Raw genomic sequence first — 17,578 nt, 5'->3', positions numbered from 1 at the left:
TGCGTGCTTAGCTGCCTGCCGGCGCCTCATCGCCAATGATGATGACTTCCGTCTCCAGGTCCACGTTGAATTTGCGGCTCACCGTTTCCTGAATGAGCGCGATCATTTCGATGTAATCCTGCGCCGTCGCATTGTCCACGTTAACGATGAAACCCGAATGTTTACGGGACACTTCCGCGCCGCCGATCCGGGTTCCCTGCAGCCCGCTATCTTGAATCAGCTTGCCCGCGAAATATCCCTCCGGACGTTTAAACACGCTTCCGCAGGAAGCATATTCAAGCGGCTGTTTGGACTCCCGCGCATAGGTCAGTTCATCCATTTTGGCCTTAATCTGCACCGGATCTCCAGGCGCCAGGTTGAGCTTGATATCGATGATGATGTCCTTCTTGCCCATAAATACGCTCTTGCGATAGCCAAGCAGCATATCTTCGCTCTGCAGCGTCATTATTTCTCCCGCCTCAGTGACAATCGTCGCCGACTCCATCACATCGGACATTTGGCCGCCATAAGCTCCGGCGTTCATGTAGAGCGCTCCACCGACCGAGCCCGGAATGCCGCAGGCAAATTCAAGACCCGTGAGGCTGGATGCCAGCGCCTGTCTGGAAACGTCAATGATCGCCGCCCCGCTCTGGGCGATGATCGTGTTTCCGTGCACTTCAATCTTGTTCAGGTTTTGGAGGGACATCGTAATGCCGCGAATGCCGCCGTCCCGCACGATCATGTTCGAACCATAGCCCAGAATCGTCAACGGGATGTCATTCCCGGCTGATCGTTTTACGATGGCTGCCACTTCGTCAACCGTTGTCGGGAACATCAGCACATCGGCGGCGCCGCCCAATCTTGTATACGTATAATTCCGGATCAATTCGGAATATTTGATATGTTCCTCGGGGAAATCGCCAAACAGGGTTTGGCATAATGCCTGATAAGAATTCATGATTTCTACCACCTTGTCTTCAATACATGTATATATCATTATACGCCGGGTTGCCCGGTTTTGCCCAAACAAATCCGAACGTTATTATAAACTCGCAAAAAAACTGCGAATCAGCCACCGTTTTGAAGCGTCGCGTTCGGCGGCCAGCAAGCGTTGAATATGCTCATTATACTAATCGATCCAGAAGTGATTGACAAGTAAACTGCATTGAAATTAATATATAGAACTCGCACTGGCCATGACCGGATTCATCTGCATCATTACCGAAACGATTCCAGCCGGTTTGCTGCCGCAAATCAGCGAGGGATTGCCCTGTTTACAGGCAAATGAAGGAGACGCCCATTGCTGCTCGCCGTCATCGTTGGTTTTACCGCCTTTAACACGATTGCCGCCCTTTCAACCAGCCATGCCCTGATTCTCGCTGCCCGATTCTTGCAGGCGTTGCTTTGCTGGCACTGCACTGCTCATATTATCGCTTTGTGCACTGGTCGTAGTGTCCCTTGCCCGGAAATACAGCTTTCCCGCAAAATAAGGCGGCTGCTATGTCCGAATGCCAAAGACCGCTCCCCGACATTAGACGGGAGCGGTCTTTGGCATCTTCTTTTTATATGCACAAGGGCGTAAATCCGCAGCAAAAATTGCCGAACGGCTGGGGGATGCCGATCCTTTTACCTTTTCTAAAGCAATTTATAAAATACTATAACGTCGTTCCCTCGAAGTTCAATTGACGTTTGGGATTCTGTTCAGTAGCGCGCCATCATGTGCATGATTTCCTGTCTAACCCTCAAGCGGAATGATTCCGGCTCCAACACTTCAACGTCCGCTCCCCAGCCGAGAATCCATTGCAGCAGTTCTTCCTCCTGTCGAACCCGGAAATGAACCACGTATCCCTCCGGCTGCCATTCTTCCGTTTCCATGTAGTGAATGTTCGTTTCTTTCACCCGATCCGCTACAGCTGGATTGAAACGGGCAGAAATACGGACATCCCGATCGTCTCGCGGCATGTATTCATGTAAATTAAAGCCGGTGGGCACTTCGAACCTTTCTTCCGTCATAACGGGATTACTGATTCTGGATACCTTGAAATGACGAATGTCTCCCCGAAGATCGCAATGCGCGAGCAGCATCCAACCGGCTTGCACCAACACAAGCCCGAGCGGGGCCACAGTCCGTTCGCTAGCCCGGTTTCCGCTTGGTTCGGGTACCCTTTTGACATAATTGAAACGCAATTTGTTGCCTGACAGCATCGCGGAACGTATCAGATCCAGGTGTGACTTCTCTGATCGTTTGTGCTCATGCTGCTTCAAATCGGGCAGCATGCGTATGCTGCCGAGAATTCGCTTCGCTTCGTTTTGAATCGGTTCAGGCAAAATCGCTTCGATTTTCCGGCGCGACGATTGCGCATTCTTCCCGTATCGGTCATCGAAACGCCGCTCCACGAAATCGGCTCCGATCAGCAAAGTTACGGCCTCCTCTGCCGTAAAACTGACGGGAGGCAAAAAGTAACCCTCCATTAACGAATATCCGGTGCCGGGGGCACCAACAATAGGCACGCCAGCTTCGCTAAGCGCCTGAATATCCCGGTAAATCGTTCTGACGCTTGTCTCCAGCTTGGCCGCCAGTTCCTGGCCTTTGATCACTCTGGTACGCTGAAGCTCCAGAACGATGGCTAGCTGCCGTTCGGTTTTGTTCATTCGCCCCGCTCCCTTCATGTCCAGATTATATCGCCTCACCCATCAGAATACAAAAACGCTGCTGACACCGTTATGTCAGCAGCGTATCAATTCATTTTTCACTTGTTCGTGCCGAACGTCAGCAGATCGGATTGCCGCTCTCCCGCCCGGCTCGCCCGTTCAAGAGAAAACGGCATAACGCGAAGCCAGCCATGGCGTACACCCCGATCATGCCCACAATGCCGATCCATCCGAAATGACTGTATATGTATCCTCCACCGGTTCCGCTAACGCTTGAACCCACATAATAAAAGAATAAATACAGGGCGTTTGCCTGTGACTTGTGATTTTCTGCAACGAGTCCTACCCAGCTGCTGGCAATGGAATGTCCGCCAAAAAATCCAAAGGCAAACAATGCGAGGCCCACGATTTTGACCCACAGCGCCGAATGCATGGTACAGATCGCGCCCGCCAGAATGATCGCAATAGCAATGCCGAGTACATGGGAACGCCCATAACGGTCCGCAAGCCTGCCCATCCAGGTGCTGCTTACGGTGCCCATGAGATATACGACGAAAAGACTGCCTACCAGGGATTGGCTGAGGTGATACGGCGCACCGGTCAGTTCAAAGCCGATGTAATTGAACAGCGTAACAAAGCCTCCCATCAGCAAAAAGCCAAGCCCGTACAAACTCAGGAGCCGGGGATTCCGGCATTGTGACCATAGAAGGCATATCGCCTGGCGCAAGCCGGGAGAAGTCTTGACGAAATTCCGCGACAGCGGAATCAGCAGCCAGAAGACGACGGCTGCGCACAGGCCGAGCATGCCGATAAATCCGATCGCTGTACGCCAACTGAACCAGTCGGTAATGACCCCGCTGATAAATCGCCCGGCGAGCCCCCCGATCGAATTGCCGCTGATGTACAATCCCATGGCGTACCCCAGGCTTGCAGGTTCGATTTCTTCGGACAAATACGTCATCGCCGTGGCAGGCAGACCTGCAAGCGCCACGCCTTGCAGAACGCGGAGCAACAACAGGTCGGCATATCCGTGGCTGAATGCGCTCAGAATGGCAATGACGGAAGACAGCACCAAGGATGCCGTCATGATCAAGCGCCGCCCAAGGGCGTCGGACAACGTGCCGATAAACAACATCGTAATGGCCATCGCCACCGTTGAAACGGAAAGCGTCAGGCTGGATTGTGCCGGAGTAATGGCAAATGCATCGCTAATCTCCGGCATGAGCGGTTGGAGGCTGTATAACAGCGCAAACGTAACGAATCCTGCGGCAAACAGCGCAAGGCTAATGTTTCGAAACGTCTTGGTTCCCTGCTGAATCATTGAAATTCCAACTTTCTCGGCAGGAAAGCTCCTGGATCGGCAGCTGCCTGATCGCTTGCTTTGAAGCCTTCCGGGATTCGTTATTTCGTGAACAATTTGCGCTCCATGCGAGTCAGAAACTCATATCCGTCCGGCGTCACGACCACCGTATCTTCGATTTGGAAGCCGCCTGCGCCGAGTTCGTAATAAGGCACCTCTACGCACAGCACCATGCCAGGCTCCAGAATGTGCTGGTCACCCGGGGAAACGGTCAGATCATCATACAGCTCCAGGCCGATGGCATGCCCGACATGCTGTCTACGGTAATGCGGGATGCCTTCGCGCTGTACGCGGGACACCGCCGCATGAAATATGTCTGCGGCCTTTACGCCAGGGCGTACGGCTTCAAGCGCCGTCTCCCATCCGCTTTTTACGGCGTTGAAATGCTTTTTCATCCATGCCGTCGGTTCGCCGGCAACGACGGTACGTCCCGTATCAGCCCAGTAGCCGTCCAACTGCATGCATAGATCGAAGCGGATTTGGTCCCCTTGCTCGATCGTATGGAAATAGTTTTCGATCAGCGGCAAGGCGCTGCGCGGTCCTGCTCCCACGGCCGTCATGGCTGGCGTTCCGCCTGCGCGCATCACGGCAAGCCGATAATGGTCCGCCAGTTCCTTTTCATGCACGCCTGCCGCGATAAGCTCGATCAGCTCCCGCTCGATCCGTTCATTGACCTCAGCGGCGCGGCGCAGCCGTTCGATCTCGAACGGCGTTTTGACAAGCCGGATATGCCGGAACAATGTATACGCGGGAACAACAGCCCCATCCGGCAAGGCATCTTGGACCTGGGCCCAAATATCCGGCGCAATCCGCATTTCGTCGATGCCGATAGGCTGATTTTCAATGCCAAGGTGCTTCAACGCAGCAAACAAGGCATCTGCCGCTCCTTTGTGAATCACCGTCGTTTGCAGCAAGGAATAGAACAGATCAATGTCAGCGGTGGAAGGTTTGCCTTCGATTGTTCCCTCAACAAAGAAATCGCTATAAGCAAAAATGTCAACGTTTGTGATGTCGAACTGGGCGACGACCCCCAGACGATTCGTCGGAATGACGATGCACGGCCTTGCCGAACGGTCGGCGGGCAGTATGGCATAGATCTGCATCGTCCAATTGCTGGCTCGCAATTGCGATCCAATGACATAATGGATATTTTCCGGCGTTGTGGCAACCAGCGCTTGGAGTCCCTGCGCTTTCATGACTTCATCCGCACGGTCCCTGTTCAAGCTTGAACCTTCGGATGGTTGCTGTGGATTCATAGTTTCGAGTCCTCCCTTTTATTTTTTTCTGCTGCCAAACCATCCTTCGAGTCCCGGAATGGAGCGAAGCACCAGCTTGATCGCCATGAATAGAGCCAAGGCACCGACGATCAGTACAACCGACACGGCCGCGATCGTGGGGTCCTGCCACTTCTCCATGTAGAGGAAAAGCTGGATCGGCAGCGTATAGCTGTCCTGGCGCAGCAGCAGCAGCGCAGCTTCGACCTGGTCAAACGTAAATACAAAGGCGATCGACCCGGACAACAACATGGCGAATTTGAGCTGCGGCAGCGTAATGGTGAAAAAGATCCGCCACGGGCTTGCCCCGAGATCGGCCGCAGCCTCCCGATGGACCGGCTTCAGGTTCGCCAACGCACTGCCCACAATGGTCAATATAAATGGCAGCACGATGACGGCTTCTCCCAATACAAGTCCGAACAGTCCGCCAGCGATGTGCATTTTGGAGAACAGAATCAGATAGGCGATTCCCAGCGTAATTTTCGGCATGACCATGGGCGATACAAAGAAAGCCCGCAGCAATCCCGCACCCGGGAAAGGATACTGCACGATGGCTACTGCAGCGAGCGTCCCCGTTACCAATGCCAGCAATACGGCTCCCGCCGATGCGATCAGGCTGTTTTTGAAAGCATCAAGAAACTGGGTTTGCTCCCGCAGATTGGCATACCATTCCAAGGTGAAGCCTTGGGGCGGAAATTTGCTTGCCGATCCGGAACCTACGGACGTGAATGCAATCATTAATAGTGGGAGCAACAAGTATACGGCGACCGCCCCAACGAACACCGCGAGAAGCCATTTGGTTACGCGTCCCGACTTAACCATGTGCACGTCCTCCTTCCCTGGAACGACGGAACATAAGCCATTCCGCACCTTTGTTGACCAGCAGCGACACCACGACGGATGACACCAGCAGGAACAGGCTTGCCACTGCCGCCATCGGCCAGTTTGTGTCCAGCGTTCGCTGGTAGATGAAGACCGGCAGCGTCATCACCCTGCCCCCGCCGATCAGCTGAGGGGTCGTAAATGCAGTCAGGCACAGCGTAAACACGATCTGGATGCCGCTTGCAATACCTCTGGCCGACAATGGCAGCGTAATGGTAAAAAAGGTTCGCCAGCTGCCGGCTCCGAGATCCTGCGCCGCCGCTTTGAGCGAAGCATCGCTCTGCGACAGCACGTTCAGGATTGGAAAGACCATAAACGGCAGAAAGATGTGCACAAGGGCAATGACAACGCCCGTCTCGTTATTCATCATATTGAACCCTTCCTCGGTCATGCCCAGATGAATGAACAGCCAGTTCATGAAACCTTGTTTGGACAGAAGCAATTGCCAGCCATAGGAACGAACCACTGCACTCACGAGCAGCGGCAGAAACGTAAGCAGCAGCAAAAACTGCTTCCATCCCGGCTTCTTCAAACCAGCGATGAAATACGCGAGCGGATATGCAAGCAACAAGCTCCACGCTGTAACCTTAAACGCGATGCGGAACGTGTTTCCGATCAGTTTCCAATAATATGGATCCGATAGAAACGCGCGGTACGTGCTTAAGTCCCAACCTCGGACCAGCTTGCCGTTGTCGTACATGTCGAAGCTGTATCTTCCGAAAATCAGCAATCCGCCGAGATACACAATGCCCATTAGCAGCAATGCCGGCAAAAGGAGCAGCAATTGGGTCGTCCATTTGCGGTTGCCGGACGAATACATGTTTACGACCTTTTCGGTAATCCGGCTCATGATGCCGCACCCGCACCGGAGTCAGCGAGCAGCAAGGCATCTTCCGGATCAAAACCGAGCTGCACGGCTTCGCCCGGCGCATAGCGTAATCCTCCGCGCTGATGCGGAACACTTGCTTGGATGTGCAGGTTACCCAGCGTTTCGATGACATAACGGATACTTGCTCCGCCGTACACACTTTCGATAACACGGCCTTGCAATTGGTTGGTGCAGTTGGCCGCCTCGTCTCCAAGACGAATATACTCGTAGCGAATCGATAACGAATGCTTCGCACCTTGCCGGAATGCGGCAGGTTCTTCGTTTGTTCCCGCAAGCAGCGAATGCCCCTGAATGCTCACGCGGATCCCATTTGAAGCGGGCTCGTCCACGGACACGTCCAGTAGATTCGTATCCCCAATAAACTTGGCCACAAAGCTGTTGGCAGGTTTCTCATAAACTTCGTCCGGCGTCGCGTATTGAAGCAATTGGCCTGCACGCATAACGCCGATGCGGTCGGACATGTTCATCGCCTCGCTTTGGTCATGCGTGACGAAGATAAAGGTGCCGCCGAATTCGCGCTGGATGCGCTTCAGTTCCCGCTGCATGTCGAGGCGCAGCTGCATATCGAGCGCGGAGAGCGGTTCGTCCAGCAGCAGCACTTCGGGTTTGTTGATCAGCGCTCTCGCAATCGCTACGCGCTGTGCCTGTCCGCCGGACAGCTGCGATATGGCCCGTCTGCCGTAATCCCCAAGCTGCACAAGTTCCAGCATCTCATGGACCTGGCGTTTGATCTCGGCTTTAGGCGTCTTTTTCACCTTGAGTCCGTAAGCGATGTTGTTGAATACATCCATGTGCGGAAACAGCGCCAGCTGCTGGAAAATCATATTGCTGCTGCGGCCGTATGCCGGAACGCCCGTGACATCCTGCCCGCCGAGCATGATGATTCCGTCATCGGGCTGTTCGAGCCCGCCCAGCATTCGGAGCAGCGTCGTTTTGCCGCAGCCGCTCGGGCCCAGAAGGGAGACAAACTCTCCCTTGTTGACCTGAAGCGTAACTTGATCGACGGCAGCCCGTCCCCCATAAATTTTCGTAACGCGCTTTGCCTCGATCGAGACGGATTCCTGCCCATTGCTCATCTCGGGTCCTCCTATCCCTGCCTGGGGATAAATTCGTCTATGTTCCAGGCGACTATATTATTGAAGATTGGTTTTGACGAGGCGATCCCACAGTTCCTTCCATGCAGAGCTGTCCCGGGCGAGCACGTCCCAATCGGGATTGATGCCTTTGCTTTGCGTTTCTACCGAGAACGAAGGATCATCCTTGTATTTATCCGGCACGGCAGCGGCAGTGCTGGTCACCGGCGTGCCGGTTGCTTCGGCGTAACGTGTCAACGCGTCGGCACTCAGCAGCTCATTGATGATTTCATTGGCCACGCGTGTTTGTTCAGGCGTCGAACCTTTGACGACTTGGAGCGAATACGGGAACGAAATCGCTCCTTCTTTCGGGTAGGCTACGGCAAGCGGCGAACCGCCGTCGATCCAGGTTTGGGCGACCTGTGCGCTGAATGGCGCAATCAGGGCATCGCCGGATTCGAGCAGTGCTTTCAACTGGTCATTGGATGTAACGAGCGTACCGATTTGGTCGCTATGGTCAGCCCAATATTGGAATGCAGGTTCGGGATTGTCGTACGATGCGCCGATCTCCTGTCCTTTGGTCGCGATCAGCGGCGAAATATAGGAATAGAACATGTAATCCCACAATGCCGTCTTGCCTTTGAATTGCTCGTTCTCCCACAGGTCGTTCCAGCTCGTCGGCGGCGTGGTTACCAGATCCTTGTTGTAAACGAGGGCAAAGCTCGATACGCCCCATACGACACCTTTGTTGTCAGGCTGGTGGAACTGCTCGGGAATGTCCTTGATGTTCGTCACGATGCTGGTATCCAGCGGCTCCCACATGTCATCGTTCACACCTTTGGCCGTGGCATCCGCATTAAAGTAACCGAAGTTGACGACAGGGTTATCCGGATCGGCCTGTTTGCCTGCTACCATTTTGGGATACATGATTGCATTGGAGGATTCCTCGAAAGTAACTTCAACGTTCGGATGTTCCTTGACATATTCGGCAACCACTTCTTTAGGCACGATATCCTGGTTGGAGCCCGCCCAGATAAACATGGTCAGCTTGATTTTATCGCCGCTGCTGTCCGAAGCATCCCCACTCTCGGAAGCTGTACCCGAGTTGCTTCCCCCGCCGCAGGCCGAAAGTACGAGCGAAGCGGTCAGCGTCAACGAAGCCAGGCTGAAAAAACGTTTGCGGTTTGATTTAAACATACGAATTCCCCCATAAGATTAGTTGGTTAATACGATTACAAGTTTACATGTTCAGGCTTACTGATGACCGATTCCCTGTAGTCCGATGTTTTTCCTCAACCCGTTCACGATGGCGGCTATTTCCTGTGGCGTCACGGATGAACCAGCGGCATGTCTTTGTTCCACGATATCCATCGTCCGGCGTTTCAAATAATCCCGGAGGGCGAGTGGATATTCCTTTAGTGCCTGTCCCAGCGTCAACTGCATCTCATCGCTCCAGATTGCTTCAAATTGTTCCCTGGTCGGACCATAGCTGAATTCTTGCGCATGCTGCTGCTTGGCAGACCGCAGTGCGTGTGTCCCAGACTCGTCGACATCCGTGCCCTTCACTACGACGCCGTAAAGCTCCCGCGCTTTTTCCAGGGAAAGCAAACCGCTTCGAACGTCTGCCAGCACCGACTGTGCATTCCGGTTCAACGGGTTGCCGTATCCTCCCCCGCCTTGGGACAGGAAGGTTACGGTATCCCCGGGTTGCAGCAGCAGTTCGTCAATCCGGCCAAGATTTTTCTCTTCCGGAAGTCCCACGTTAAGGATGGCCTCTCCATGCGTGCCGACATCGCCGCCCAGCCTGCCCCATGGCTGAAACTCCATGCGTTCCATATTCCGTGCTGTCATGATCGTATCCGGTGTTACGATTCTGACGCGCAATGCGATCCCGCTTCCACCGCGATATTCGCCGGCGCCTGCCGAATCTTCACGGAGCCCGTAATGCTCAATCAGCACCGGCATTTCGGATTCGACCGTTTCGGCCGGAATGTTGCGCAGGTGTCCAACGGCAAAATCCATTCCGTCAATACCGTCTTTCATCGGCCTTGCTCCTGAACCGCCGCAAATCGGTTGAATGACCCCGACCTTTTTCTTTCCGTCCGCTGCGTCCGTCATCGCCATCATGACGATGCACGCTTGCCCCGCGCCGGCTGCGGGCACTTTGCTCGCCTCGGCTTTGCCAAGAGCGCCCGTGATCACGTCCATCAGACGGATGAACGTTGCCGCCCGTGCCCCGACGGCAGCCATCGGTTCCGGATTGAGCACCGAGGCCGGCGGCGCGTAATTGCGCACCATTCGAATCATGCCGGAGTTCCATGGGATCGTCGGGTCCAGCGTGCGGAAATAGCGAATCAACGCCGGTACAAGCATGTAATGCCCTTGCTGATTATGCGTCGGGATATTGAACGAAGCCCGAACCTGAGGATCGGTGCCGCTAAAATCGAGATGAATGTCGCTATCCTCGATCGTCATCTTGCAGCGCAAGCGGATGGGGTATCCTCCAGGTCCCTTCTCGAGATAATCCCAGAAATCGTAAGCTCCGTCCGGAATATCCCGAACGATGGCACGTGCCTTCATTTCGGCATATTCGAGCAATTGCTCGATGCCTTGCTCAATCCGTTCCACGCCATAACGAGCGACCAGTTCGGCAAGGCGCTGTTCACCCCGGTTCAGGGCAGCCATCAGCGCTTTGAGGTCGCCAAGGTTTTGCTCCGGAATCCGGCTGTTATCCAGAAACAATCGCATGACATGCTCGTTCAACACGCCAGCTTCATATAACTTGACCGGAGCGATGCGAATGCCTTCCATGTGAATATCGTACGCGCTGGGAGATACGCTCCCCGGCACCTTGCCGCCAACATCGGATGAGTGCACGAAACACATGCCGTAAGCAATGACGCGCCCCTCGTGGAAGTAGGGTTTGATCAGATGAATGTCGGGAAGGTGGGTCACCATGCCTTTCGTGGCATAAGGATCATTGCAGATAACCAAATCCCCTTCCTGCCAATCCTCGATACTACGTATCGTCGCTTCTGCAGGAATACCGAGCGAGAGGTTATAACCTGTTTCCAGCGGTGAACCAAACGTCTCCCCTGAAGGAGACAACAGATATGTGCCGAAATCGCCGGTCTCTTTGACAAAAGCGGTAAACCCTGTTCGCAGAACGACGTTCGCCATTTCCTCGACCGCTGCTTGGATCCGATTGTTGAAAATTTCCAGAAACACCTTGTCCGCGATCATTACGTCGCCTCCCCGATCAGATTGCCATGCGCGTCCCTGCGTACGTTAAAACCTGGAGGTACAAAAATCGTCGTATCATACTCCTCCACGATAACCGGACCCGGGATGCCCGCATCCAGCGGAATCTGTTCCCTTGTCAACACTTTCGCAATTCTCGGCGCATGATCGAACGTTATGTTTCGTTCCTCTGCTCCACTTGCGTGGTTGACCCGGGCAAACGAATCCACGCTCCCATGGCTCGGCACGATGCCGACAATCGTCGCCCGCAGGCTGATGAACATCACTTCCGATTCCGGCTGGCTGATTCCGAACACATTTTGATAGAATGTATGGAACTTTGATTTTGCCTTTTCGGGATAGTCAATTTCTTCCTGCGTCAATGCAATTTCCAAATCAAAGGCCTGTCCTTCATATCGCATATCGGCGCTATAGAGACAGTAGACGCTCTCCAGTTCCACGCCGCCCCGTGCCTCTACCTCTACCCAGCTTCGTCCCTGCCGTTCCAGATCCGCATAAAAGGAAGCCAACTCTCCGCCTGCTAAAGCTTGGCTGCTCTTGTGAAGCGAAAAGACAAAGTCGTTTCGGAGATTGGCCACCGTGCAGCCCATCGCACATAACGTTCCAGGAGCAGGCGGAACAAGCACTCGGCGGATGCCGACTTCCCGCGCCATCAGAAATGCATGCATGGGGCCGGCTCCCCCATAAGCCAGCAGTGTGAAATCGCGCGGATCAATGCCCTTGCGAGCCATGAGCGGCGAAAATTGGGCATACATGTTGGCTGTGGCGACATCGAGAATCGCCTGTGCCGTTTGCGTTGCATCAAGGCCCAGCCTATGGCCCACAGCGTTCAGTGCACGTTCCGCAAGCTCAGGATAGAGATGCATCTGGCCGCCGAGAAAACGATCCGCCTGCAAGATGCCGAGCTGCAAGTATGCGTCTGTCGTTGTGGGCTCCTCACCGCCCCGGCCGTAACACGCAGGACCTGGATAAGCCCCGGCGCTGCGTGGGCCAACCTTAAGGACGCCGACCGTGTCCAGCCATGCAACCGATCCGCCTCCAGCCCCGATGGCCGTAACGTCCACGGCAGGCAAGATGACCGGAAAATCACCGACTTTGTTCTCGGTGGAATACGCCGGCTCTTTGTCGATCAAAGCCACATCCACACTTGTGCCACCCATGTCGAACGTAATGACTTGATCGATGCCTGCCTTCCGGGCAATATGCGTCGCTGCAATGACGCCTGAGGCAGGTCCCGAAAGCAAGGTGCGAACAGGCTCGCTAGCCGCACTTGCCGCTGTCATGATGCCGCCATTGGACATCGTGGAGAGCAGGTTTGCTTTTAACCCATATTCATGAATACCCTCCTGAAGCCGTACAAAGTAAGAGCCCATGCGTTCTCCCACATATGCATTCATGGCGGTGGCCAGCGTACGCTCGAATTCGCGCTGCTGCGGCCAAATGGCGCTGCTTCGGCAAATGAACAATTGCGGATGCCGTTCCCGGATGATTTCTTCCGCTTCCTTCTCATGAGCAGGGTTGGCGTAAGAGTGCATAAAGCTGATCGCCAGCGCCGTAATGCCTTCCTCCACCAGTTCGTCAACTGCTTGAACAAGCTGATCACTGTTTAGCGGCTGCAGCACGTCCCCGCTTGCAAGCGCCCGTTCGTCGATTTCTTTGACGAGATATCTCGGTACAAGCGCCTCCGTCTTATCGCCGTACAGGTTCGTCGTATCCTCCAAGCGAAGTCTCCGGATTTCAAGAATGTCGCGGAAACCCTTTGTAACAAGCAGCCCTGTAACCGCTCCGTTGCGTTCGATCAATGTGTTGACGCCAAGCGTCGTGCCGTGGACGAACAGGTCGATATCGCCAATGTTCACGCCTTGTGCCTGAAGCTGATCCAATGCGTTAAAGATGGCCCGTTCAGGCGCTTCGGCGATGGATGGCGTCTTCAGCGCACCGATCATCCTGCCTTGCCGATCCGTCACCAGCGCGTCCGTGAACGTGCCCCCGATGTCGATACCCAAGCGATAATTTGTGGTCACAAGTTCATCTCCTTTTCAACGCGCTTTCTCGATGCTAAGCGACTGGTTTTTCATGGAAAAATAACGTTTGACGTCCTCGATCATCTGGTTGATGTGATTGACCATCGCGGCTTCGGCATCTTCCGGAGAACGCGATATAATGGCATCCAGAATCTGACGGTGATCGACCACTAATTCGCTCCCGACCGTACGCCGGATATACGCGGTCTCCAGAAAGTCCCTGCTCGTGTCCCATACCAATTCGACGGCATGGAGCAAGAACTGGTTCTGGGCCGCATAAGCCAGCAGCCGGTGGAATTCCCGATCTTCCTCATAAGGAATAACGTTCTGCGCCAATTGCCGGTTCTGTGCCTCGATGGATTGTTCGAGCAGATGGATGTACTCTTTCGTGGCACGTTCCGCAGCCAGCGAAGCAATCTCCCGTTCCAGCGCCCTTCGGGCGACGAGAATGTCGAGCAGCGCTTTTTCGCCCGAATGGTTCAGCGTCTGAATCAGGCGCGAGTTCACGTTTTTCTGCTGCAATTCCCGTTCCGTCGTCTTCAGTCGTTCCAGGCCCGCTTCGGTCAATACACGGCCTTTTCGCCCTTCAAGCACCGTGTACCCCTCGACATCCATTTCCATAAGCCGTCTTCCGATGGTAGCCTGGCTCAGGCCGTATCTTTTTCCCAACGTATGCACGAGCGTGCTTGCACCGACAGGAGCAATCGCATCCCGAAGTTGTTTCAAGAGCTCGTACTCCAATTCCAATTCGTATAACTCTGGAGCCACATGTTTCCCCCCCTTGTATGTAGGTTTTCTTTCTTATTGTTACTCACTGATGATTAACGTATTACATGAAGTATAACGGTAAACCTCTATAATATCAATCATTCTGACCAAATTAGTATGAATTAAATGAAGTATACCTGCTTTTCATTCCCATAAATACGATAAAAGCCGCCCAAAGGCGGCTCTTGCAGAATCATATATAGTCTGAAGCAAACTATTCGCAACTCACTCACAGCTGCAATCTCACGCTGATGTATAGCTAAGATGGGCGGATGCAAGCTGTATTCTGTGAATGTCATCGGTCAGCATGTCCACATGTTCCTTTTTGGTTGCCCAGCTTGTACAGATCCGGACGACCGTGTGCGTGTCGCCAAGTTTTTCCCAGACGGAGAAAGAATAGGTTTGGCTTAACGTTTCAAATACGTTGTTCGGCAAAATCGGAAATAGTTGATTCGTTCCGGAGTTATAGCGCATCCCGAATCCGTTCAACACAAATGCGTTTCGAATGTCCGTTGCCATCCGTACCGCATGGCGGGATACGTCATAATAGAGCCCGTCCTCAAACATCGTTTCGAACTGAATGCCAAGCAGTCTGCCTTTGGCCAGCAGTCCTCCACGCTGCTTGATCTGATATCTGAATCCCTGCTTGAGGCCATCGTTGACGATCACGACAGCTTCCCCGAACAACGCCCCTAGTTTCGTTCCTCCGATATAAAAGACGTCACACAGTCGGGCAATATCCGCCAACTCAAGATCACTGCCTTCGGAAACCAGTCCATACCCCAATCTGGCACCATCCATAAAGAGGGGAAGTCCGCATTCCCTGCACGCACGGCTCAGTGCTTCCAATTCGCTCAGGCTGTACGTTGTGCCATACTCGGTCGGGTGCGATATATAAACCAAACCAGGTTGAACCATATGCTCCCGGTTGCCGCTGTTCCAGTGGGTCATATGTAATTCCCGGATTTGCTCGGCTCTCAGTTTTCCATCGTCGCTGGGAAGGGTAAGCACCTTATGGCCTGTCGCCTCGATTGCCCCGGTTTCCAATGTTGCGATATGCCCGGACACAGCGGCCACTGCCCCTTGATGGGGGCGCAATATCGAAGAAATCACCGTCGTGTTCGTCTGCGTTCCGCCAACCAAAAAGTGCACGTCTGCCTGCTCTGCATGACATGCTTTTCGGATCAGGCCTCTTGCCCTTTCGCAATAGATATCCGTGCTGTATCCCGGAGTCTGCTCTTCATTGGTTTGAACGATGCGCTCCAGAATCCGCCCATGCGCACCCTCCGCATAATCATTGTCAAAACGTATCATTGCCTGCACCTTCCGAAATTTCTAATTTTTGTTGAATCAACACCATGGACGCATGGATCTCCCGAATATCCTTTTCCGACAAGTTTTTGAATAAACGGTGGATTTGCTCATCCGATTTTTGATCCAATTGGGAAAACACCTCAAGACCCTTATCTGTCAACGAAATCAGGCTTGTTCTGCTGTCCGACTCCGAATTTTCTTTCCTGATGAGTCCTTCCTTGCCCAGTTTGGCAATAATTCTGCTCATATAGCTGCGATCAATATCCAGCTTCTCGACCAGACTGTTCGCAATGCATTGTCCCATAAAACCGATCTCCAGAATGACTCGCGCTTCAGTAAAAGAGTACTTGGAAGTCAATATATGTTTGTCCAGCAGCCCAAGGATGCTTGTATAGAAACGGTTGAATTTGCGGATATCCGCAACGATCGGATCAGTCGGATACATCGTCAATCCCCTTTTTTGTGGACTATGTCAACAAATAATGTAGATCGTTTTGTGGACGTTGTCAACTAATATTTGATGAAAGACGCTCTCACGTCCCCATCCTCGTCTCACCACGCAAAAAAGGCCAACCGGTAATTACCGGCTGACCCAATTCTGGAACGGTGCCCATAGAGGAGCACGGTTTGCTAAATACAAGAGCGACGTATTCCACAACTCGTTCAGAAGCGAACTCGAAAAAAACAACAAAAAAAGCCGCCACATCTGGCGACTTCCTACGTTATACGCACTTATCCTTCAACGATGTCTGCTTGCAAATCGGTTGCAATTTCGATCATTTTGGGAACGACGGCTTCGCTGCTGACCGCAACATACAGGTCTCCATCATAAAGACGGAATGGAATTTCCGCCTCCCCTAGGTTCCACATGAAGAAGTCCCCTTCAATGGTCATCGTGCTTTCAGGCCCTTTGACGACAAGAGTCGAAGAATAGGCAAAATCGGCTTTGGATTCAAAATATCCTTTGCATTCTTCAAGCGAAATCGCCGGGTCATTATGGTTTTCCTGCATCGTGCGCGTGATCCGAAAACGCTGGTTCATAGTTATGCCTCCAAAAATCAATATTCACCTTCATAGAGAAAAGAAAGCTGGCTCCCATACAGTATAATGGATGTCCTTGAATGTCAATGTTCGCGCCTACCGCCCCACTTATTCCGAATGCACTCCGCTTCGTGAACCATACGCTCCATCAGTTCGGATACGGAAGGCACATCCTGAATGAGACCTGCCACTTGGCCGGACCAGCCGAAGCCCTCTCCTTCCGATCCGTCATGAATCCAGCGCCTGTTAACGTCACCGCTAATGAGCGGCATAAGCTGCTCGATGCCGTCCCCTCTCTGTTCTGCGGCAAGGATTCTCTCGGCGACAGCGTTTCGCAGCACCCTTCCCGGCTGACCGATGGATGCTTTGATCACGGTCGTGTCCGCCTCCGAACGGTTCACTAAAGCCTGCTTGTAAGAGGCCGATGCAGCCGTGCATTCCTTCGTAGCCACAAACCTCGTGCCCATGACGATCCCTTCGGCACCAAGAGCCAGCGCAGCCATCCAGCCGCGCCCATCACCGATTCCGCCTGCGGCAATGACGGGAATCCGTATCGTATCCGCGATGCTGGGAACCAAGACCATCGTTCCCACGCCGTCGCGCCCAAGATGGCCGCCGCCTTCGTGACCAACCGCCATGACCGCCGATGCGCCGAGCTGTTCCGCCTTTTGCGCTTGTCTGCGGGAGGACACCAGCACAAGGGTATGAATGCTTTCGCGTTCCAATGCTCGCAGCATTTCAGCAGGATTGCCTCCCGTTATGCTTACGACCGGAACCTGCTCTTCAATAATGGCCGCAAGCCGTGCTTCCATATCGGCGCGATGCATGCCGAGCGCGAGATTGACGCCGAACGGCTTGTCCGTCAACGTCCGCGCCCGGCGAATTTCGCGGCGAAGCGTCTCGGCATCCGGCAGGCTCATGGCTGTAATTTGCCCCAACCCGCCCGCGTTTGATACGGCCGCGGCAAGCTCGGAGTACCCTAAGTAGGCAAGCCCGCCTTGAATGATCGGATACCGGATGCGAAGCATGTCCGTGATACGCGTATTCCAATCCATCCGTCG

15 protein-coding genes are annotated in these 17,578 nt (G+C 53.7%); all 15 read right to left on the bottom strand.

Annotated elements, in window-relative coordinates; all coding sequences use genetic code 11:
- Window positions 1-7: 7 nt before the first annotated feature.
- Entirely contained in the window at window positions 8-937 is a 930-nt protein-coding gene (gene murB, locus L6H98_RS17260; protein WP_236416937.1) for a UDP-N-acetylmuramate dehydrogenase, read from the bottom strand.
- A gap of 743 nt (window positions 938-1,680) precedes the next feature.
- A complete protein-coding gene (locus L6H98_RS17250) occupies window positions 1,681-2,631 on the bottom strand; it encodes a YafY family protein (RefSeq protein ID WP_236416936.1) in 951 nt (316 codons plus the stop codon).
- Window positions 2,632-2,749: 118 nt separating this feature from the next.
- Window positions 2,750-3,952 carry an MFS transporter gene (locus L6H98_RS17245; RefSeq protein WP_236416935.1) on the bottom strand — a complete coding sequence of 401 codons (1,203 nt, stop codon included), beginning with the start codon at window positions 3,950-3,952 and terminating at the stop codon, window positions 2,750-2,752.
- Between the two features lie 80 nt (window positions 3,953-4,032).
- Window positions 4,033-5,247 (bottom strand): Xaa-Pro peptidase family protein, encoded by a 1,215-nt coding sequence (locus L6H98_RS17240; protein WP_236416934.1) that lies wholly within the window; start codon window positions 5,245-5,247, stop codon window positions 4,033-4,035.
- Between the two features lie 18 nt (window positions 5,248-5,265).
- Window positions 5,266-6,087 (bottom strand): ABC transporter permease, encoded by an 822-nt coding sequence (locus L6H98_RS17235; protein ID WP_236416933.1) that lies wholly within the window; start codon window positions 6,085-6,087, stop codon window positions 5,266-5,268.
- Window positions 6,080-6,997, bottom strand: coding sequence for an ABC transporter permease (locus tag L6H98_RS17230; RefSeq protein WP_236416932.1), 918 nt, complete (start codon window positions 6,995-6,997; stop codon window positions 6,080-6,082). The genes L6H98_RS17235 and L6H98_RS17230 overlap by 8 nt, the downstream gene beginning before the upstream one ends.
- The gene (locus L6H98_RS17225) at window positions 6,994-8,112 is read right to left on the bottom strand and encodes an ABC transporter ATP-binding protein (protein ID WP_236416930.1); all 1,119 of its coding nucleotides are present in this window, start codon (window positions 8,110-8,112) and stop codon (window positions 6,994-6,996) included. The genes L6H98_RS17230 and L6H98_RS17225 overlap by 4 nt, the downstream gene beginning before the upstream one ends.
- A 57-nt stretch (window positions 8,113-8,169) precedes the next feature.
- Window positions 8,170-9,306, bottom strand: a complete 1,137-nt coding sequence (locus L6H98_RS17220) for an extracellular solute-binding protein (protein WP_236416928.1) — start codon at window positions 9,304-9,306, stop codon at window positions 8,170-8,172.
- A gap of 57 nt (window positions 9,307-9,363) precedes the next feature.
- A complete protein-coding gene (locus L6H98_RS17215; protein ID WP_236416926.1) occupies window positions 9,364-11,352 on the bottom strand; it encodes a hydantoinase B/oxoprolinase family protein in 1,989 nt (662 codons plus the stop codon).
- Window positions 11,352-13,394, bottom strand: coding sequence for a hydantoinase/oxoprolinase family protein (locus L6H98_RS17210; protein WP_236416925.1), 2,043 nt, complete (start codon window positions 13,392-13,394; stop codon window positions 11,352-11,354). The genes L6H98_RS17215 and L6H98_RS17210 overlap by 1 nt, the downstream gene beginning before the upstream one ends.
- A gap of 15 nt (window positions 13,395-13,409) precedes the next feature.
- Window positions 13,410-14,162 (bottom strand): FCD domain-containing protein, encoded by a 753-nt coding sequence (locus L6H98_RS17205; protein WP_236416923.1) that lies wholly within the window; start codon window positions 14,160-14,162, stop codon window positions 13,410-13,412.
- Between the two features lie 243 nt (window positions 14,163-14,405).
- Entirely contained in the window at window positions 14,406-15,476 is a 1,071-nt protein-coding gene (locus L6H98_RS17200) for an aminotransferase class V-fold PLP-dependent enzyme (RefSeq protein ID WP_236416922.1), read from the bottom strand.
- Window positions 15,463-15,921, bottom strand: coding sequence for a MarR family transcriptional regulator (locus L6H98_RS17195; protein ID WP_236416921.1), 459 nt, complete (start codon window positions 15,919-15,921; stop codon window positions 15,463-15,465). The genes L6H98_RS17200 and L6H98_RS17195 overlap by 14 nt, the downstream gene beginning before the upstream one ends.
- Before the next feature lie 287 nt (window positions 15,922-16,208).
- Window positions 16,209-16,517, bottom strand: coding sequence for a hypothetical protein (locus tag L6H98_RS17190; RefSeq protein ID WP_236416920.1), 309 nt, complete (start codon window positions 16,515-16,517; stop codon window positions 16,209-16,211).
- 83 nt (window positions 16,518-16,600) lie between these two features.
- The gene (locus L6H98_RS17185; protein WP_236416919.1) at window positions 16,601-17,572 is read right to left on the bottom strand and encodes a nitronate monooxygenase family protein; all 972 of its coding nucleotides are present in this window, start codon (window positions 17,570-17,572) and stop codon (window positions 16,601-16,603) included.
- Between the last annotated feature and the right edge of the window lie 6 nt (window positions 17,573-17,578).

It is taken from the genome of Paenibacillus sp. JJ-223 (assembly GCF_927798175.1).
Lineage (GTDB): Bacteria > Bacillota > Bacilli > Paenibacillales > Paenibacillaceae > Paenibacillus > Paenibacillus hubeiensis.
This window is presented reverse-complemented; position numbering and strand designations above follow the sequence as displayed.